Here is an 18,311-nt window from a genome sequence, read left to right as displayed (position 1 = left end):
CGCGCGAACCAGCGGCGGATGAGCGCGGGCTGGCGCGAAGGCGGGGAACACCGCGTCCGGCGGCGCGGGCAGCTTCCACTCCAGAGTGAGCGCGCTCACGCCCGGGCCCCCGAGCGCGTGCGCAGCTCGAAGCGGGGCACGTTCGCCAGCAGCTCCTCCGGCGCGCGGTACTGCTCCACCACCAGGCTGATCCGCGAGTCCTCCAGGGCCTGCCCGCCGGAGGTGATGGCCTCCACCTCGTGCAGCAGGTCGCCCCGGAACATCACCAGCGCGTTCTGCTGGGGCTTGAGCTCCGCCACCGGACCGCCCCGGTGGTACAGCCGCAGCGCCCCGCCCTGGAGTTCCTTCGGAACCTGGACATACAGCACGCTCACCGCCACCGGACAGCCGATGCTCGGGCCGTAGAATTCAAGACTCCGGTCGATGTGCGCCGCGACGCTCCGGCCCTGCCCCACCAGCAGCGGGTTGAGCAGGAAGGCGTTGCACTCCGGCAGCAGCGTCTTCGCCAGGTACGGCGCGAAGGCCGGAAAGCGCCGGGTGACGTCCGGCAGCGCCTCCCGGCGGAACGTCAGCGAGAAGCCGTACGTGCCGGAGAACTGCCCGGACAGGTTCGACTCGCCCAGCAGCGACGAGCCCAGGATGGCCGAGCGGATGGAGGCCGTCGTCTCCTCGGGGAGGGCGTCCGGGGTGCGGTGGAAGAAGGTGTCGAGCCGGAAGGCCCCACCCCACGGTGGCTGGAAGCGCATGGCCCCGAGTCTACCCACCCACGCCGCGCCGCCCCATCCCCCGCCGCCGCTGGGGACACCGCCCGCCCGGGCCCCTCCGCAACACGACGCGTCAACTCATGACAACACAGCGCGTCAGGGATGACATCAATTTCGCTTATTTATCAGTTATCACGCCTAAGCCGAATTCTCGGGCCTCCCACCTTGCGCGCGCCGGCCGTTCCCGACTTTCTTCGGACAAGCTACGAAGTCCCCTTCGCAGCGCTCGCCGTCCCACGCTCCATCCACCCCACTGGAGTTCGCAACCATGAGCCGAAGCAGACTCACGGGAATCGCGCTCGCATTCCTGGCCGTCAGTTGTCTGGCGGTTCCCTCCGCAGAAGCCGCCACGTATGGCGTCACGCCGTCTGGCTCCTCCGCCATCTTCTACGTCGACACGACGGACTGGGCGGACATCCACTACAAGCTCAACGACGGCGGGCAGCTCAACATCCGCATGACGGTGACGGGCGGCCGCAACCAGTACACGGTCACCGGCCTCTCCGCCGGCAACTACATCGACTACAGCTTTACGTACTGGGACGTGTCCTGCGCCTGTGCGCGCGACACGGTCTGGGCGCGCTACACGCACAGCGGCACGGGCACCGGCACGGACGCGGGCACCGGCACTCCGGACGCGGGCACGGGCGTCGACGCGGGCCCTCCGCCCAGCGGCGACGCGGGCCCCGTGGTGCCGCTGTTCACCAGCGCCACCTCACTGGAGCCGGCCACGGTGGAGAACACCTCCACGGCCATCATCACCCGCGTGGGCGACCGCGTCCGCGACCGCCACATGCGCGAGGACATGTACCAGGCGTACGACCACTACCTGAAGCTGTACTTCGAGAAGCGCACCCACTGGATTGAAATCGTGGACGAGGTCGCCAAGGGCGGCAGCACCATCACGGTGAACCTCTACACCATCTATCCGTACGACTCGCCGGACTTCCGCGCGTTCTTCCGCGGCCTCAACACGGTGGCGGAGTACTTCCACAACGCGGACTTCGTGAAGGTGAACGACTACAAGTACACGTCGTCGGTGAACTTCAACGCCAAGGAAGGCCGCGCCATCCGCGTGGGTGACCGGATGGAGCTGGAGATTGGCGTGTTCCTCCAGGCGCCGGTGGAGGGCCGCTTCAACTACTACTCCACGGGCATGCTCTACATCGTGGGCCAGGGCGGCATCGTCCCCTTCGAGGGCCAGGGCGCCATCCGCGACTCCTTCCCCCTGCCGGAGAAGGCCTGGGCGGGCGGCCGCGGCACGCTGCACACGCCGTTCTCCAACGAGCCGGACAACCGCTTCCTCCAGATGGCCACGAACCTGGCGCCGGTGAACGCGCAGCCCTTCGTCGAGGGCCGCCGCCTGCACCACACGAACTTCCGCGACGGCAGCCACTCCGAGCCGGACAACCCCCTCTTCACGGCGCAGGCGAACAAGCTGGGCAACAACTACGTCAACGTGTCCTGCGTCTCCTGCCACAAGCAGAACGGCCGTGGCCTGCCGCCCTCCACCACGAACACCACGCTGAACAACTACGTGGTGAAGGTGGGCAAGGTGAACAACGGGGTGGTGTCCGTGGACCCGGCGCTGGGCTTCCGCCTGCAGCCGCGCGCCGTCACCGGCACGCCGGAGGCGGACGTGCGCATCGCCAGCTGGACGACGACGGCGAGCGGCACGCTGAACGGCGGGACGGCGTACAGCCTGCGCAAGCCCAACTACAGCTTCCTCAACGTGACGCCGACGAACTTCTCCGCGCGCATCACGCCGCAGCTGATTGGCATGGGCCTCTTGGAGGCGGTGCCCGAGTCGCAGGTCGCGGGCCTGGCGGATCCGAATGACGCGAACGGCGACGGCATCTCCGGCCGCATGCAGACGGTGAAGGACCCGGAGACGGGCGTCACCCGCATGGGCCGCTTCGGCTGGAAGGCGGCCGCGGCGCGCGTGAAGCACCAGGTGGCCGAGGCGCTCAACAGCGACATGGGCGTGACGTCCAACGTGTTCAAGACGCAGGACTGCGGCACGTCGCAGCAGGGCTGCGCGGGCACGAGCGTGGAGCTGGGCGACAACGACCTGGACAAGCTCACCCGCTACATCAGCCTGCTGGGCGTGCCCGCGCGCCGCGACCACTCGGACGCGACGGCGCTGCAGGGCGAGACGGTGTTCACCAACGCGGGCTGCGCGAAGTGCCACGCGCCCACGCTGACCACCAGCCCCTACGCCGCGATGAACGAGTTCCGCGGCCAGACCCTCCACCCGTACACGGACCTGCTGCTGCACGACATGGGCGCGGGCCTGGCGGACAACCTCCCGGAGGGCCAGGCCTCCGGCGCCGAGTGGCGCACGCCGCCGCTCTGGGGCATCGGCCTGACGGCGGGCGTGTCCGGCGGTGAGGCGTACCTGCACGACGGCCGCGCGCGCAGCGTCACCGAGGCCATCCTCTGGCACGGCGGCGAGGGCGAGGCCGCCAAGCAGGCCTTCGTGAACCTCAGCGCCGCGGACCGCAACGCGCTGCTGAAGTTCGTCAACTCGCTGTAAGGCGCAAGCCCGCTTCAAGCACGGACGCCGGGCGGGAGGGGCCACCGTGCCCCTCGCGTCCGGCGTCGTGCCGTTTCAGGGGACCACATCGGAGGAGCCCTCCTGACACCCCGGGCGTCCCAGGCAACTGCGCACGGGAGCACGGTCGGCATCCGCGATGCGCAATGGCAGACATGCGTGGGGGAGTCCCCACTCCCGGCCTTTTGAAGCGTTCCGACATTCCAGGCGTACCCCTGCCCGGAGAACGTCCATGGCGCACCGCCCCGCCGCCCCGCCGCCGCCGCTTTCCGACAATGCCATCCAGGCGGAGGCCGTGGCCTTCCTGGATGCCCGGGGACACTGGCTGACCGCCGTCACGGCGCGGCGGGTCGCGGCGGTGCGCGAGTTCTTCCGGCAGCACGCCCACCTGCGGCGCGACTTCCTCCGGGAGCGGGCCGACGAGGAGCGCCGCGAGGGACGGCTGGCCCTGGAGCTGTTCTCCCGCGCGGCCCAGCGCGTCCGCTGGCTGCTCACCACCGGGGACGGCCCCACCACGCGCATCCATGGCGCGGAGGCCGGACGCGACCTGGGCCTGCTGTTCGCGGGCACGGACTCCGGATTGGATGGCCTGGCGTCGGAGCGGGACGAGCGCTGGAACCTCAACCACCCGCACCCGCTCCCGCCCACCGGGTTTCGCTCAAGCCGTCTTCATGGCGACTGCGGGCCGGAGGAGGACCAGACCCACCACCTGGCCTTCTACGCGATGTTCGGCGCCTCCAACGACAGCTTCCCCGAAGAGCAGCTGAACAAGCTGATGGGCACGCTCAGCGACATGGGTCCCCCGGAGGATCAACACCTGGCCTGGGACGGCATCGACCTGGGACGCCAGCTGGGCGACCCGCGCTTCGACGTGAACGCCTGGCTCTGGAAGACCGTGGGGGACACGTGCCAGGTCCCGCTGGCCGAGGAGGCCGTCGCAAGCTGATGGCCGTGGGAGGTGCTCAAGGGATGGGCGTCAGCGGCAGCAGGACGAGCTCCTTGGGGTACTTCTCCGGGTCATCGGGTTTGCCCCAGGGGATCCGCACGTAGGACAGCCAGCGGCCGTCGGGCGACACCAGGGGGGCGCGCACGCCGTAGGCCTCGGACTCCACGGGCAGCTTCCAGCACAGCCACGGGCGCACCGCCGTGCACAGCCACGGCGAGCGTTCGTTCTTCGGGGACAGCAACAGGAACCTGCCCTCCCCCAGGGACGCGGAGCCTCCGCCATTTCGCGCCGCGAGCGCCAGCTCCTCCACGGTGGGTGCACGCGTGCGCACAGGGCCCGCGTCCTCGGGGACTTCGATGACCTGGAACTCCGGGGCCAGCTCGCCGTGCGAGAGGTCCGCGAACAACGAGGCCCGCGACGACAGCGGCAGGACGTTGGGCATCTGCTCCGAACCGGGAACGGCGCGGCTTCCCACCGGGTAGCACATGCCGGAGGCGTACTGCGACTTCAGGAGCAGGTCCTCTCGCGGGAACGGGCGGCCCTGCCTGGCGACCACGGGCCCCCACTCGCGCGCCGCCGGGTCGTAGCAGCGCACCTGGGCGCCATCCGGCTGGACCAGGCACAGGGTGCCATCCCTCCAGTACAACGTGGGCGTGCTCCACGGGGGGAGGGTGGGGACGAACGGTACCCGGCCGATGACCTCCGCCTTGCCCTTCATCGCCCCGACGCGCAGCGGAAGCGGAGGCGTGGCGGCCTTGAGCCGCTGCTGGAGGGCGCGCATGCCGTAGCGTCTGGCGCAGGCGCCTTCGGTCTTCAGCGAGCCATGCAGCTCCGGGTGGACCCCCTCCGCGAGCGCCCGCCGGGCGGAGATGGCCTCCAGCGCCGTGGAGAGACAGCCCAGGCGGGAGATGCGCCTCTCGTCCTTGGTCATCCAGAACAAGCCGTTGCGCGCGTCGTCATTCATCTTCACCAGCCGCGCGAAGGCGGCCAGGGCCTCGCGGGCAGGGGCGTCGTCGCGGGCGAGCAGTGCCTGGAGGCGGGCTTCGGTCTCCGGCGCCAGGTCCCAGCGCACTGCTCCGAACGCGCCCATGTTCGCGGCCAGCGTCAACGCCGGGAAGCCGGGCACGCCCTCCATCCACAACGACAGACGTCCCGGCTCGCAGCGCATCTTCATGTCGCCATCGGATGACTGACTGTCCCCGGCGACAACGAAGGGGCTGCGGCTAAACTCCAGGCCCCCCGGCGCGGCCAGACTTTGATAGATGCGCGCCGGGTCGCCGCTGCATCCAGGCAGAGAGGCGTTGTTGCCGTACGGCCTGACAAAGCGCCCCGTCTCCAGTCCGAAGGGGATGCGCGGGTCCTGGCCCAGGTCGCAGGAGATCCGCGCACGGAAGTCGCGTTCGGTATCGCCCCACTTCAGCGAGGGCCCTTCCCAGGTCGGCTTCTGCATCACGACGTCCGTCCGCACCAGGCGCGGCTCCGTCGAAGCGAGCACGCGGGGCGCGACGTACGGACCGAACTCCAGGGAGCGCACGACCAGCGTCCGGGCCTCGTCGTCCGAGTCCACATCACCTTGAGCGGGACGGCGCATGTAGGCGACCCACCGGCCGTCCGGGGAGACGCGGGCCTCCGACAGTCCATGGAAGGTCTCATCCCCCTGCGGACCGTCCCAGCGGAGGGACCAGCACCCCAGGGGCCTGTGCGTCGAGCAGAACTGCTTGTGGTTCTCGTCCAGGATGAACCGGCCTTCGGCGAAGAGCCGGGAGCCGGTGGACGCGCGCATCGCCTTCTTCACCTCCTCCGCTTCCGGCGCGCGAAGGCGCGGTGGGCCGTCCCCTTCAGGGACCTCCAAGACGACGGCCTCATGTTCCTGGCTGCGCCAGAACAGGACGGCCCGGGGAGACAGGCGCAGGACCGGCTCCCCGGGACGCCGGATGCTCCGGGTCCCCATGAGGATGTTCCCGGAGCACCCCTCGAATGAGGTCCAGGCGGCCTGGTCACCCCGGTCCACGGGGACGGTCTTGCCCCAGCGCCGCGCCACGGGGTCGTAGCAGCGCATCCGCTTGCCGGTGTCCTGCTGCGCCACGCACAACCGCCCCTGGCGCCAGAACAGGTCCGAGTCCACTGGCGAGCCAGCCTTGAATCGCCCCTGGGACGGCTGGACCTCGCCGAGCTCCTCGGGAGCGCCTGTCTCCAACGGCGGCCGGTCTCCCTCCAGGTCCGGAGCCTGGAAATCGCGAGGAGGGGCGGGGAAGTGTTCCGGCTCATCGCCCGAGGCCAGGGCGACACGCTTCCGGGCGCGCTCGAGCGCGGCGTACAGCGCCGCGACACTGTCCGCCTCCAGGTCCAGGTCACGACCGTACAGGCGGGCAGGAACGTCCTTGATCAGCAGGCCCAACTCCTCCAGCGCCCGGCGGGCCCCGGCGTCGTCGCGGACCAGCAGGGGCAGGAAGCGGGCTTCGCTGTCCCGGGACACCCGAAACTTCACGGAGGCGGAGGTGACACCGATACCGATGGGCTCCAGCGTCAGCAGGGGGGCCTCGGGCACGCCTTCCACGGACAGCTCCAGCCGCTTCGCCTCACAGCGGACGCGGATGCGGGGGCGCGGGGGAGGCGGTGGCAGCTGGGTGCCAGGAGCGTCATCCATGATGCTGAACCGGCGCTCGACGTGTGAGCCGTCTGGCAGGGTCAACGTCTGGGTGATGACCGCCTCCGCGGACTTGCAACCCGGGACGGCCTGACTCACGTCCACGGTCTGGGAGACGGTGATGTCAGGGGTCTTGCCCAGCCCCAGGTCGCAGGCAGCGGACCCGGTGAGGGTGGAGGGAAGCGCCTGCGCCTCCGCGAAGGCCCGCGGCTCAGCGTCGAGGACCACGCCTGGCGACGGCGGTTCCGCGGCGAAGGCCCGGGTCGCGAACAGCAACGGCGACACCGCCAGCAAAGACAGACACCACCCACGAATGGCACGGAAGTGCATGCGCCCCGGACCGTAGCAGCAGGTCATCCCCCGCCGTCCAGGGAGGGGCCGGTGAACATGCGCCGCGGGGGAATGCACGCTGGCGCACCGTCACCGATCATCCCGGTAGCCAGCGCGCGTCCATCACGCCACGCTGGCACTTCCGTGGACGACACCCGCCTTCCCGACCCCGAAGCCCTCCGCCCGCTGCTCACCGACGCCCTGTCGCTGCCCGCGCTCCAGCCCCATGGCCCGCGCCTGGAGCGGCTCCTGGAGGACTACGCCCGAGGCGTGGCCCGGAAGGACGCGCCCCTCGTGGTCGCGCTCGTGGGCGCCACCGGCGCGGGCAAGTCCACCCTGCTCAACGCCCTCTCCGGCCAGGCCCTCTCCCGCGAGGGCGTGGACCGCCCCACCAGCACCGTCTCCACCCTCTTCGCGCCGGAGGGCACGCCCACGGACGAGCTGGCCCGCACCGGCGCGCGCGTCGTGCGCTACACACCCGGCCCGCAGGGGCTGTGGAGCGGCCAGGTCTTCATCGACACGCCAGACCTGAACAGCGTGGCCACGGCGCACCGCGACGTCGCGCGCGCCGCGCTGGACAAGGCGGACGTGGCGCTCGTCGTCATGCACCGGGGCAGCGTCGCGGAGGCCACCCAGGTGGACTTCCTCACCGAGTTCGCCCGCCGCCGCGCGCTCGTCTTCATCCTCAACTTCGCGGACGAGCTCTCCGCCGACTCGCGCGACGCGCTGAAGTCCCAGATCCGCCGCGTCGCCACGCAGCACTACGGCCTGGCCGCGGAGGACGTGCCCGTCTTCGCCATCAGCGCGCGCGCCGCGAAGGACGGCCAGGACGTGTCCGGCGAGTTCGGCCCGCTCCTCTTCCACCTGCGCGGGCTGGCCACCCAGGCCGTCGCCGCGCGCGTGCGCCACACCAACGCCCTGGGCGCGCTGGAGGAGCTCGCCTCCACCGTGCAGACGGCGCTCAACGACACGGACGCACTGCTCGCGAGACTTCGCGCAGCTGGACGACGCGGGCACCTTCACCTTCGAGGGCACCTTCTCCCGCGACACCGACGCGGGCACGGGCTTCTTCACCGTGCAGGGCTTCTCACGCGACGCGGGCTACACGGGCCAGAGCGTGTCCTCCACCCACCGCGCCACCGCGCGCCGCGACTCGTGCGGCACCGGCTGCGAGGACTCCGAGATTGAAGAAGCGCTGAACGTCATGCTCCTGAGCGACAGCCAGTCGCGCAACGTGGCGCGCGACTGCAAGCGCCTGGACGGCGGCGTCCCCGAGGGCGACATCCCGGCCCCCACGGAGAACGGCTACGACGTGTCGCTCGCGTGCGGCACGCTCACGGACGTCTTCCTGCCGGGCAAGGGGACGGCGTGCAAATGCAACCCGTCCACCTGCACCACCGTGTACACGGTGAGCGGCGACCGCATCGACTGAAGCACCCGGCCGGCCGTCGTGTAAGGTGCGCCGCCCCGAAGTGGAGGATGGAATGGCGAAGCGTGCGGTGGTGCTGCTGTCCGGCGGCCTGGACTCGACGACGTGCCTGGCGATGGCGAAGGCGGACGGCTTCGAGCCGGTGTGCCTGTCCATCGCCTACGGCCAGCGCCACGCGGTGGAGCTGGAGCGCGCGAAGAAGGTCGCCTCCACCATGGGCGTGCGCGACGTGCGCGTGGTGACGGTGGACCTGCGGCAGGTGGGCGGCTCGGCCCTCACGGACGACATCCCGGTGCCCAAGGACCGCTCGGAGGACGACATGTCCCACGACGTCCCCGTCACCTACGTGCCCGCGCGCAACGCGCTGTTCCTCTCGCTGGCGCTGGGGCTGGCGGAGGTGGTGGGCGCCACGGACCTCTACATCGGCGTCAACGCGGTGGACTACAGCGGCTACCCGGACTGCCGCCCGGAGTTCATCCGCTCCTTCGAGGCCATGGCCCAACTGGCCACCAAGGCGGGCGTGGAGGGCGCGACCTTCAAGGTGCACGCGCCGCTGTCCGGCCTCACCAAGGCGCAGATCATCCAGGCCGGCGTGAAGCTGGGCGTGGACTACGGGATGACGCACTCCTGCTACGACCCGGACGCCCAGGGCCGCGCGTGTGGCCGCTGCGACAGCTGCCTGCTGCGCGCCAAGGGCTTCCAGGAGGCCGGCGTGCCGGACCCCACGGTGTACACGGACGGGGTGCGCTGATGCGCGCGGCGACAGGCCTCACGCTGACCCTGGCGTTGCTCGGAAGCGCACCGGCCCCCGCCCAGGCCCCGGAGGCCACGAAGGCCACGAAGCCGGCCGCGAAGCCGAAGGCCGCCGCGCCCAAGGCGGAGCTGGTGGACGCGACCACCGTCATCCCGGACCTGGTGCTGGACCTGCGCTACGCGACGAAGGACAACTTCCTCAAGCGGCAGGTGTACCCGGACGGCGCGCGGTGTCTGTTGTTGCCGGACTCGGCGAAGCGCCTGGCGCGGGCCGCGGACGCGCTGCGCCCCCAGGGCTACCGGCTGAAGGTGTACGACTGCTACCGGCCGCGCGCGGTGCAGTACGAGATGTGGAAGATCCTCCCGAAGCCCGGCTACGTGGCGAACCCGCGCAAGGGCTCCAACCACAACCGGGGCGGGGCGGTGGACCTGACCCTGGTGACGAAGGACGGGGCGGAGGTGGAGATGCCCACCCCCTTCGACGACTTCACCCCCGCGGCGCACCACGGCTACTCCGGAGGCACCCCCGCCTCGCGCGAACACCGCGAGGTGCTGCGCAAGGCCATGGAGGGCGCCGGCTTCCTGCGCAACAAGATGGAGTGGTGGCATTACGACCTGCCCGGCGCTACGAAATTGCCGGTGCTGGACGTGCCCTTCACCCCGGCGGGGTGACGCCTGGCTGCTCGCCAGCCCAGTGGTTTCGCGCGGTTGCGTCAGGGACTGCGCGTTAGTGGGCGCGCGCACGGAGTGCCTGCTATTCCTGGCCGCGTATGAGTCAAACGCTCGCGGCGGCCTGGAAAACACGCTCATCTCTCCGTCCTCGGGGGCGCAGCTGGCGCCCACGCTCACCCCGGGGGCATCCACGACCCAGCGGCGCAACACGGTGCTGCCGCGGGTGGAGTGGAAGGGTCAGCAACCCAGCGTGGTGCCGCTGCAGCGCGAGCGCTTCGAGGAGGTGCGCGCGCTGGGGCAGGGCGGCATGGGCGAGGTGGTGCTGATCCGCGACCACGACATCGAGCGGGAGGTCGCGCTCAAGCGGCTGCCGCCGGGCGCGGACCTGGACCGCGTGCTGCGCTTCGTGGAGGAGATCCGCACGGTGGGCATGCTGGACCACCCGAACATCGCGCCCGTACACGACGTGGGCGTGGATGAGCAGGGCCGGTACTACTTCCTGATGAAGCACCTGAAGGGCGAGACGCTGGAGTCCATCATCGCCCGGCTGCGCAAGTCGGAGCTGGACGCGCTGGTGCGCTACCCGTTCCAGGTGCGCGTGCAGATCTTCCTGGGCGTGCTGCACGCGGTGGCGTACGCGCACGGCAAGGGCTTCATCCACCGCGACCTCAAGCCCGCGAACATCATGGTGGGCCCCTTCGGCGAGGTGACGGTGCTGGACTGGGGCCTCGCGCGCCGCGTGGGCGCGTCCGCCGCCCGGGCCATCGCGGCCGGTGAGCCGACGGACCTGCACTCGGCCCGGCCGCTCCAGACGGAGCTGGGCTCCGTGGTGGGCACGCCGCTCTACATGTCCCCGGAGCAGGCGCGCGGCGAGCACGACACGATGGACGCGCGCAGCGACGTCTACAGCCTGTCGGTGCTCTTCCACGAGCTGCTGTCGCTGACGCACTACCTGGAGGGCCTCCAGTCGGTGCCGGACATCATGACGGCGGTGCAGACGCGCACGCTGGACATGGGGTCCATGCACCTGAACAGCGCGCAGGGCCCGGTGCCCGCGGAGCTGATGTGGTTCGTGAAGAAGGGGATGAGCAAGGACCCCAAGGAGCGCTTCGAGTCCGTGGACGACATGGTGGCGCAGCTCCAGGCCGCGCTGGAGGGCCGCATCCACGTGCACTGCCAGCGCACGATGCTGAAGAAGACCCTGCACAAGGGCCTGCGACTCGCGGACCGCAACCCCACGGCCCTCATGGCGGCGGGCGTGGTGGGCGCGGGCCTGGTGCTCGCGTCGGCGGTGCACCTGGGCCTGTCGCTCTTCGGCGCGATGCTGCACTGAGCCCCGCGTCGCGGCTGTCGCCCCGGGAGCGCGCGGTGTGATGGACTGGCGGCGTGCAACGTCTCCGCCGCCTCCTCATGGCCTTCGTCCTCATCACCGGCATGCTGTACCTCGCGCTGTGCGCGCTCGCCTTCGCCGCGCAGCGCTCGCTCATCTACCCCGCGCCCCACGCGGAGCCCGCGATGCTGCGCGACCAGCCCGGCTTCGGCGTGGTGCCGCTGGCCAGCGGCCTCGACGTGGACCGCTTCTACCTGCCCGCGCCGCCGGGGCCCCCACGGTGGTGCACTTCCACGGCAACGGCGAGCAACTCCTGGATCAGCGGGGCTTCGGCCAGGCGCTCGGGGACGCGGGGCTGGGCTTCCTCGCGGTGGAGTACCCGGGCTACGGCGCGTCGCCGGGCAGTCCGACGGAGGCGGGCCTGTATTCGTCCGCGGAGGCCGCGCTCCAGTTCCTGCGCGAGCAGGGCGTCAAGCCGGAGGACATCGTGCTCAGCGGGCGCAGCCTGGGCACCGGCGTCGCGGTGGAGATGGCGCGGCGCGGGTACGGTGCACGCATGGTGCTGGTGTCCCCGTACACGTCCATGGTCGCCATGGGCCAGCGCACGCTGCCCTTCCTGCCCGCGTCGCTGCTGATGCGCGACCGCTACCTGTCGTTCGACAAGGCCCCCCACATCCCCATCCCCGTCCTCATCATCCACGGCGAAGAGGACGAGGTGATCCCCGTGGACATGGGCCGCGCGCTGGGACCGCGCTTCCCCCAGGCCCGGGTGGTGACCGTGCCGGGCGCCCGCCACAACGACGTGCTGGAGCGGGGCGGCCAGGAGGAGTTCGCGCGGCTGGCCACGTTCGCGCTCGACGGGACCTGAGCGGGCCGGGCGGACGCATGACGTCCTGCGTCGCGTTCCCTTGCGCCTACCGGCGACCCCCGGACTATGCTTCGTGTCTTCAACGCGATGTTTCATCGCGTCCTCAAGCTCCCCCGAGGGATGGATGCGCATCGACCCGGCCCCCGCCGCGACCCTGTCCGAAGCGGCCCGTGAAATCGTCGAAGTGGGCCGCTTCCTCAGCGTGCGCAACTTCGTGCCCGCCACCAGCGGCAACTTCTCCCGCAGGCTGGATGCCCGCACCGCCGCCGTCACGCGCTCCGGCGTGGACAAGGGCGAGCTGGTGGAGGCGGACATCCTGGTGGCGGACATCCACGCGCCGCCGCCCAAGGGCTCGTCCGCGGAGACGCCCCTGCACCTGCAGCTCTACCGCGACCGGCCGGAGGCGCAGGCCGTGCTGCACACGCACTCCGTGGTGGCCGCGCTGCTGTCGAACCTGCGGCTGCCGGAGGGCGAGCTGGTGCTCCAGGACTTCGAGCTGCTCAAGGCCCTGGGCGACACCCGCACGCACGAGGCGGCCGTGTCCATCCCCATCTTCCCCAACGACCAGGACATCCCCCGGCTCGCGGACAAGGTGACCGCGATGCTCCAGAAGCGCACGGACCTGGTCGCGTATCTCATTGCCGGCCACGGGCTCTATACCTGGGGCCGGAGCATGGCCGAGGCGCGCCGCCACGTGGTGGCGCTGGAACACCTGCTGACGTACGAACTCGAGAAGATGAAGGTGCGGCGATGAGCAAGCTGATTGTCTACCAGGACCACCAGCCGGAGGCGCCGCTGGGCGTCTACACCGAGCCCGAGGACATCCGTCGCGAGCTGAGGCCCGTGGGCGTGCGCTTCGAGCGCGTGAACGCGTCCGTGGACCTGCCGGAAGGCGCGGGCCAGGAGGAAGTGCTCGCGGCCTACAAGCACATCGTGGACGCGGAGATGAAGGCCCACGGCTACAACACCGTGGACGTGGCGCGCATCAAGCCGGATGCCCCCAACGTGGAGGCCGCCCGCGCGAAGTTCCTCTCCGAGCACGCCCACACGGAGGACGAGTCGCGCATCATGGTGGAGGGCAGCGGCTGCTTCTACCTGCACGCGGGCGACAAGGTGTTCCAGGTGGAGTGCACGCGCGGCGACCTCATCAGCGTGCCGGAGGGCATGAAGCACTGGTTCGACATGGGCGCCGCGCCCCGCTTCGCCGCCATCCGCTTCTTCATCCGTCCGGACGGCTGGGTGGGCCACTTCACCGGCGAGACCATCGCCGAGCGCTTCCCGAAGTACGCACCGTGAGCGCGCCCAAGGCCATCGTCACGGACATCGAAGGCACCACCAGCTCCATCGCCTTCGTGAAGGACGTCCTCTTCCCCTTCGCCCGGAAGCACCTGGCGGAGTACGTCGCCACGCACGGACAGTCGGCCACCGTGCGCCAGTGCCTGTCCGACGCCCGCACGCTCGCGGGTGAGCCCGGGCTGGACGAAACAGGCACCGTGGCGCTGCTCCAGCGCTGGCTCAACGTGGACCGCAAGGCCACGCCGCTCAAGACGCTCCAGGGGCTCATCTGGGAGCAAGGCTACGCGCGGGGCGAAATCAAGGGCCACGTCCACGCGGACGCGGCCCGGGCCCTGCGTGAGTGGCACGCCAGGGGCCTGCGCCTGTATGTCTATTCCTCCGGCAGCATCGCCGCGCAGAAGCTCATCTTCGGCTACAGCGTGGAGGGGGATTTGACGCGGGTGTTCTCCGGCTACTTCGACACCACCACCGGCCCCAAGGTGGAGGCCGCGTCGTACACGAAGATTGCCCAGGCGCTGGAGCTGCCGCCCGGGGACATCCTGTTCCTCTCCGACAACGTGGCGGAGCTGGACGCGGCGAAGCAGGCGGGCCTGCGCACCGCGGCCCTGGACCGGGGCGAGGTGGCCCTGCCGCCGGGCCACGGGCACCCGGTGTTCCACGACTTCACGTCGCTCGATCCGTTCGCGCGCGTGTCTTGAATTGATTCTCCATCCCGGAGCGGAGTCTCCCCCATGTCGAGTTCCAACAAGCCCGTGCTGGGCATCATCGGCGGCAGCGGCCTGTACCAGATTGACGGCCTGACGGACGTCTCGTGGCGCCGGGTGTCGTCGCCCTTTGGCGAGACGTCGGACGAGTTCTGCTTCGGCCGCATCGGCGACCAGCCGGTGGTGTTCCTGCCGCGCCACGGGCGGGGGCACAAGCTTCCCCCGTCGGAGCTGAACTTCCGCGCGAACATCGACGCGCTCAAGCGCAGCGGCGTCACGGACATCCTCTCCGTCTCCGCGGTGGGCAGCCTGCGGGAGGACCTGCCGCCCGGCACCTTCGTGGTGGTGGATCAGTTCGTGGACCGCACCTTCGCGCGCGTGAAGAGCTTCTTCTCGCAGGGGCTGGTGGCGCACGTGTCCATGGCGAAGCCGGTGTGCTCGCGCCTGGGCGACGCGGTGATGGCCGCGTGCGAGGGCCTGGACATCAAGATCGTCCGCGGCGGCACGTACCTGGTGATGGAGGGCCCGCAGTTCTCCACGCTGGCGGAGAGCAAGCTCTACCGGCAGTGGGGCTGCGACGTCATCGGCATGACCAACATGCCGGAGGCCAAGCTCGCCCGGGAAGCGGAGCTTTGCTACGCGAGCGTGTCGATGGTCACGGATTACGACTGCTGGCATCCGGACCACGACGCGGTGACGGTGGACCAGGTGGTCGCGGTGCTGCTGGGCAACGCGGGCAAGGCGCGCGGGCTGGTGAAGAACATCGCGCCGCTCGTGAGCCAGCACACGGCCCTGTGCCGCGCCGGCTGCCAGACGGCGCTGGAGCACGCCATCATGACGTCGCCGGACGCGCGCGACCCGGCCATGGTGGAGAAGCTCTCCGCGGTGGCGGGCCGCGTCCTCAAGCGCTGAACGCGGGAACAAGAAAGACACGGCGATGAAAGTCCAAGGCGTTCCGATGCGCTCCATCTGGGTCGAGTCCGACGGCTGGAGCGTCGGCGTCATCGACCAGACGCGCCTGCCGCACGCGTTCGTGAAGGTGAAGCTGTCCACGGCGGATGAAGCCGGCCACGCCATCCGCAGCATGCTCGTGCGGGGCGCGCCGCTCATCGGCGCCACGGCCGCGTATGGCGTGTGTCTGGCCATGCGGCAGGACGCGTCCGACGGCGCGCTGGAGCAGGCGCTGACCATGCTGCGGGCCACGCGGCCCACGGCGGTGAACCTGCACTGGGCGCTGGACGGGATGCGCGCGGCGCTGACGCCCCTGAAGCCCTCCGAGCGCGTGGCGGCGGCGTACCGGCAGGCGGCGGCGCTGTGCGACGAGGACGTGGCCATCAACCGCGCCATCGGCGAGCACGCGCTCAAGCTGTTCCAGGCGGCGTGGGACAAGAAGGGCCGCAAGGGCCGGCTCAACGTGCTCACGCACTGCAACGCCGGCTGGCTGGCCACGGTGGACTGGGGCACGGCGCTGGCGCCCATGTACCTGGCGCACGACGCGGGCCTGCCCCTGCACGTCTGGGTGGACGAGACGCGCCCGCGCAACCAGGGCGCGGTGCTGACGGCGTGGGAGCTGGGACAGCACGGCGTCCCGCATACGGTCATCGCGGACAACGTCGGCGGCCACCTGATGCAGCACGGGGAAGTGGACCTGTGCATCGTCGGCACGGACCGCACGACGGCGCGCGGCGACGTGGCGAACAAGATCGGCACGTACCTCAAGGCGCTGGCCGCGAAGGACAACGGCGTGCCGTTCTACGTGGCGCTGCCGTCGCCCACCATCGACTGGACCATCCACGACGGCGTGAAGGAGATCCCCATCGAGCAGCGCGACGGCGCGGAGCTCAGCGACGTGACGGGCCGGCTGCCGTCGGGGGACATCGCCACGGTGCGGATCACGCCTCCGGGCAGCCCCGCCGCGAACTACGCGTTCGACGTGACGCCCGCGCGGCTGGTGACGGCGCTCGTCACGGAGCGCGGCGTGTGCCCGGCCACGGAGGAGGGGATGCTGTCCCTCTTCCCGGAGCGGCGCGCGCAGCGGAGCGCGGCGAAGTGAGCGGGGTGGGGGGCCACCTGGCGCTGCGCGAGGCGATGGTGGCCACCGCGCGGCGGATGAACACGTCCGGGCTGAACCAGGGCACGTCCGGCAACCTGAGCCAGCGGGTGGAGGGCGGCTTCCTCCTCACGCCGTCCGGGATGAACTACGAGACGATGACGCCGGAGGACCTGGTCCTCATGCGCTTCGACGGCTCGCACGAGGGCCACCGCAAGCCGTCCACCGAGTGGCAGCTGCACCGGGACCTCCTCCAGGCGCGGCCGGAGGTGGGCGCGGTGCTGCACTCGCACAGCATGTTCAGCACCACGCTGGCGTGCCTGCGCCGGGGCATCCCCGCGTTCCACTACATGGTGTCCGCGGCGGGCGGCACGGACGTGCGGTGCGCGGAGTACGCCACCTTCGGCACCCCGGAGCTGGCGCGCAACATGATGGTGGCCCTGGAGGGCCGCAAGGCGTGCCTGCTGGCCAACCACGGGCTGGTGGCGGTGGGCGCGGACCTGCCCGCGGCCTTCAAGCTGGCGGTGGAGGTGGAGACGCTGGCGGCCATGTACTGGCGCGCGCTCCAGCTTGGCGAACCGGTGCTGCTGGACGACGCCGAGATGGAGCGCGTGTTCCAGCAATTCCGGGGGTATGGGCAGTAGGAAGCGCCTCGCGCACATGTTCCTGCATGATTCTCCGGGTCCCTGCCTCTAAGTCGGGAGGGGAGGGCTCGGGTGGGTCATCCCCGGTCCCAGGAGGAGTCGGCATGCGGTGGGTTCTCGGGTGCATGGTGGTGATGGCACTGGGGTGCGCCTCCATCATGCCGGGGGGGCGGGAGCCCTGGATGCGCGGCTGACGGACGCGCTCCAGGCCTATGACCAGGCCGCGACGCTCTACGAGGAGGGCCACTACGCCGAGGCCATGGCACCCGGCGCGCGTGCCCTGGCGCTGCGGGAGACCGTGCTCGGGGAGTCGCATCCGGACGTGGCCTACGCCCTGAACCTGCTGGGGGAGCTGTACCGGCTGCAGGGGGACTTCGCCCGGGCGGGCGTCCTCCACGAGCGCGCGCTGGCCATCCGGGAAGCGGTGGTGAACGACGACGCCGCGAGGTCCGTCACCGCGGCCGCGCTGCTCAGCTTCGCCGCCTCCCCCGCGATGGAGACGGACCGTCAGGCCGGGGGCTTCTACGACCACGGGCACGCCTTCGCCCGGCGGACGAACAACTTGTACAGCCTGGACAAGCGCCGCCGCATGGGCGCGTTCGCCAGCCAGGAAGCGACCCTCAACGAGAACCAGTCCGCCTACGCCGAGTCCCTCAACAACCTGGCCAACCTCTACCAGCAGCAGGGGCTCTACAGCCGGGCGGAGCCGCTCTACTCGCGCGCGCTGGATTTGCGGGAGAACGTGCTCGGCAAGCAGCACCTCACCGTCGCGGACTCGCTCAACAACCTGGCGCTGCTCTACCGGGAGCAGGGCCTCTACAACCGGGCGGAGCCGCTGTACGTGCGGGCGCTCTCCCTGCGCGAGTCGGCGCTGGGCAAGAAGCATCCCCTGGTCGCGGACTCGCTGGACACCCTGGCCACGCTCTACCAGGACCAGGGCCTCTACAGCCGCGCGGAGCCGCTGGCCTGCGCGCGCTCGCCATCCGGGAGTCGGCGCTCGGAAAGCAGGATCCCCTGGTGGCGGACTCGCTCAACAACCTGGCCAATCTCTATCAGGACCAGGGGCTATATGACCGGGCGGAGCCGCTCTACGCGCGCGCGCTCGCCATCCGCGAAGCGGCTTCCGACGGCAGCGCTTCGGACCTGGCCGCCGCGCTCAACAACCTGGCCACGCTCTATCAAGCGCAGGGGAAGTATGCCCGGGCCGAGCCGCTCTATGCGCGCGCGCTCGGCCTCTGGGAGGCGGCGCTCGGCAGGAACCATCCGCACGTCGCCGCGTCGCTCAACAACCTGGCCACGCTCTACCGCAAGCAGGGGAAGCTCA

General features: G+C 70.7%; 16 protein-coding genes and 2 pseudogenes. 16 read left to right on the top strand and 2 right to left on the bottom strand.

Annotated elements, in window-relative coordinates; genetic code table 11:
• Nucleotides 1–95: 95 nt before the first annotated feature.
• Entirely contained in the window at nt 96–746 is a 651-nt protein-coding gene (locus tag ACLEQD_RS15855; RefSeq protein WP_410384913.1) for a 2OG-Fe(II) oxygenase, read from the bottom strand.
• A gap of 286 nt (nt 747–1,032) precedes the next feature.
• Between ACLEQD_RS15855 and ACLEQD_RS15850 the strand changes: the two genes are divergently transcribed.
• Together ACLEQD_RS15850 and ACLEQD_RS15845 are read left to right on the top strand one after the other, a co-directional pair.
• Nucleotides 1,033–3,300, top strand: a complete 2,268-nt coding sequence (locus tag ACLEQD_RS15850) for a di-heme oxidoredictase family protein (RefSeq protein ID WP_410384911.1) — start codon at nt 1,033–1,035, stop codon at nt 3,298–3,300.
• Nucleotides 3,301–3,550: 250 nt separating this feature from the next.
• A complete protein-coding gene (locus ACLEQD_RS15845; protein WP_410384909.1) occupies nt 3,551–4,264 on the top strand; it encodes a hypothetical protein in 714 nt (237 codons plus the stop codon).
• Nucleotides 4,265–4,280: 16 nt separating this feature from the next.
• Here ACLEQD_RS15845 and ACLEQD_RS15840 read toward each other — a convergent pair whose 3' ends face one another.
• Nucleotides 4,281–7,139, bottom strand: coding sequence for a hypothetical protein (locus ACLEQD_RS15840; protein WP_410384907.1), 2,859 nt, complete (start codon nt 7,137–7,139; stop codon nt 4,281–4,283).
• A gap of 246 nt (nt 7,140–7,385) precedes the next feature.
• Here ACLEQD_RS15840 and ACLEQD_RS15835 point away from each other — a divergent pair.
• The 14 genes and pseudogenes from ACLEQD_RS15835 to ACLEQD_RS15770 all read left to right on the top strand — a co-directional run.
• Nucleotides 7,386–8,243: pseudogene (locus ACLEQD_RS15835) on the top strand (GTPase); the annotation flags it as partial.
• A gap of 202 nt (nt 8,244–8,445) precedes the next feature.
• Entirely contained in the window at nt 8,446–8,673 is a 228-nt protein-coding gene (locus ACLEQD_RS15830) for a hypothetical protein (RefSeq protein ID WP_410384905.1), read from the top strand.
• Nucleotides 8,674–8,725: 52 nt separating this feature from the next.
• Nucleotides 8,726–9,421, top strand: coding sequence for a 7-cyano-7-deazaguanine synthase QueC (gene queC / locus ACLEQD_RS15825; RefSeq protein ID WP_410384903.1), 696 nt, complete (start codon nt 8,726–8,728; stop codon nt 9,419–9,421).
• Entirely contained in the window at nt 9,421–10,095 is a 675-nt protein-coding gene (gene ddpX / locus ACLEQD_RS15820) for a D-alanyl-D-alanine dipeptidase (RefSeq protein WP_410384901.1), read from the top strand. The genes queC and ddpX overlap by 1 nt, the downstream gene beginning before the upstream one ends.
• 58 nt (nt 10,096–10,153) lie before the next feature.
• Nucleotides 10,154–11,428 carry a serine/threonine-protein kinase gene (locus ACLEQD_RS15815; RefSeq protein WP_410384899.1) on the top strand — a complete coding sequence of 425 codons (1,275 nt, stop codon included), beginning with the start codon at nt 10,154–10,156 and terminating at the stop codon, nt 11,426–11,428.
• 277 nt (nt 11,429–11,705) lie between these two features.
• Entirely contained in the window at nt 11,706–12,293 is a 588-nt protein-coding gene (locus tag ACLEQD_RS15810) for an alpha/beta hydrolase (protein WP_410384898.1), read from the top strand.
• Nucleotides 12,294–12,417: 124 nt separating this feature from the next.
• The gene (locus ACLEQD_RS15805; protein ID WP_410384896.1) at nt 12,418–13,047 is read left to right on the top strand and encodes a methylthioribulose 1-phosphate dehydratase; all 630 of its coding nucleotides are present in this window, start codon (nt 12,418–12,420) and stop codon (nt 13,045–13,047) included.
• The gene (locus ACLEQD_RS15800) at nt 13,044–13,589 is read left to right on the top strand and encodes a 1,2-dihydroxy-3-keto-5-methylthiopentene dioxygenase (protein ID WP_410384894.1); all 546 of its coding nucleotides are present in this window, start codon (nt 13,044–13,046) and stop codon (nt 13,587–13,589) included. Before ACLEQD_RS15805 ends, ACLEQD_RS15800 begins: the two co-directional genes overlap by 4 nt.
• On the top strand, nt 13,586–14,287 hold the full coding sequence (gene mtnC, locus ACLEQD_RS15795) for an acireductone synthase (protein ID WP_410384893.1): 702 nt from the start codon (nt 13,586–13,588) through the stop codon (nt 14,285–14,287). The genes ACLEQD_RS15800 and mtnC overlap by 4 nt, the downstream gene beginning before the upstream one ends.
• A gap of 33 nt (nt 14,288–14,320) precedes the next feature.
• Nucleotides 14,321–15,205 (top strand): S-methyl-5'-thioadenosine phosphorylase, encoded by an 885-nt coding sequence (locus tag ACLEQD_RS15790; RefSeq protein ID WP_410384891.1) that lies wholly within the window; start codon nt 14,321–14,323, stop codon nt 15,203–15,205.
• Nucleotides 15,206–15,230: 25 nt separating this feature from the next.
• Nucleotides 15,231–16,346, top strand: a complete 1,116-nt coding sequence (mtnA, locus tag ACLEQD_RS15785) for an S-methyl-5-thioribose-1-phosphate isomerase (protein ID WP_410384889.1) — start codon at nt 15,231–15,233, stop codon at nt 16,344–16,346.
• On the top strand, nt 16,343–16,987 hold the full coding sequence (locus ACLEQD_RS15780; RefSeq protein WP_171412000.1) for a class II aldolase/adducin family protein: 645 nt from the start codon (nt 16,343–16,345) through the stop codon (nt 16,985–16,987). The genes mtnA and ACLEQD_RS15780 overlap by 4 nt, the downstream gene beginning before the upstream one ends.
• Nucleotides 16,988–17,246: 259 nt before the next feature.
• A pseudogene (locus tag ACLEQD_RS15775) lies at nt 17,247–17,891 on the top strand (tetratricopeptide repeat protein); the annotation flags it as partial.
• Nucleotides 17,892–18,004: 113 nt separating this feature from the next.
• A partial coding sequence (locus tag ACLEQD_RS15770) for a tetratricopeptide repeat protein (protein WP_410384915.1) occupies nt 18,005–18,311 on the top strand: 307 nt, incomplete at its 3' end.

The sequence above is a fragment of the Corallococcus sp. 4LFB genome (assembly GCF_046520365.1).
Lineage (GTDB): Bacteria > Myxococcota > Myxococcia > Myxococcales > Myxococcaceae > Corallococcus > Corallococcus caeni.
This window is presented reverse-complemented; position numbering and strand designations above follow the sequence as displayed.

Bases quoted from the DNA above. Each gene is read 5' to 3' on its own strand.
- ACLEQD_RS15855 (WP_410384913.1), bottom strand. From the start codon at position 746: ATGCGCTTCCAGCCACCGTGGGGTGGGGCCTTCCGGCTCGACACCTTC.
- ACLEQD_RS15850 (WP_410384911.1), top strand. From the start codon at position 1,033: ATGAGCCGAAGCAGACTCACGGGAATCGCGCTCGCATTCCTGGCCGTC.
- ACLEQD_RS15845 (WP_410384909.1), top strand. From the start codon at position 3,551: ATGGCGCACCGCCCCGCCGCCCCGCCGCCGCCGCTTTCCGACAATGCC.
- ACLEQD_RS15830 (WP_410384905.1), top strand. From the start codon at position 8,446: ATGCTCCTGAGCGACAGCCAGTCGCGCAACGTGGCGCGCGACTGCAAG.
- queC (WP_410384903.1), top strand. From the start codon at position 8,726: ATGGCGAAGCGTGCGGTGGTGCTGCTGTCCGGCGGCCTGGACTCGACG.
- ddpX (WP_410384901.1), top strand. From the start codon at position 9,421: ATGCGCGCGGCGACAGGCCTCACGCTGACCCTGGCGTTGCTCGGAAGC.
- ACLEQD_RS15805 (WP_410384896.1), top strand. From the start codon at position 12,418: ATGCGCATCGACCCGGCCCCCGCCGCGACCCTGTCCGAAGCGGCCCGT.
- ACLEQD_RS15800 (WP_410384894.1), top strand. From the start codon at position 13,044: ATGAGCAAGCTGATTGTCTACCAGGACCACCAGCCGGAGGCGCCGCTG.
- ACLEQD_RS15790 (WP_410384891.1), top strand. From the start codon at position 14,321: ATGTCGAGTTCCAACAAGCCCGTGCTGGGCATCATCGGCGGCAGCGGC.
- mtnA (WP_410384889.1), top strand. From the start codon at position 15,231: ATGAAAGTCCAAGGCGTTCCGATGCGCTCCATCTGGGTCGAGTCCGAC.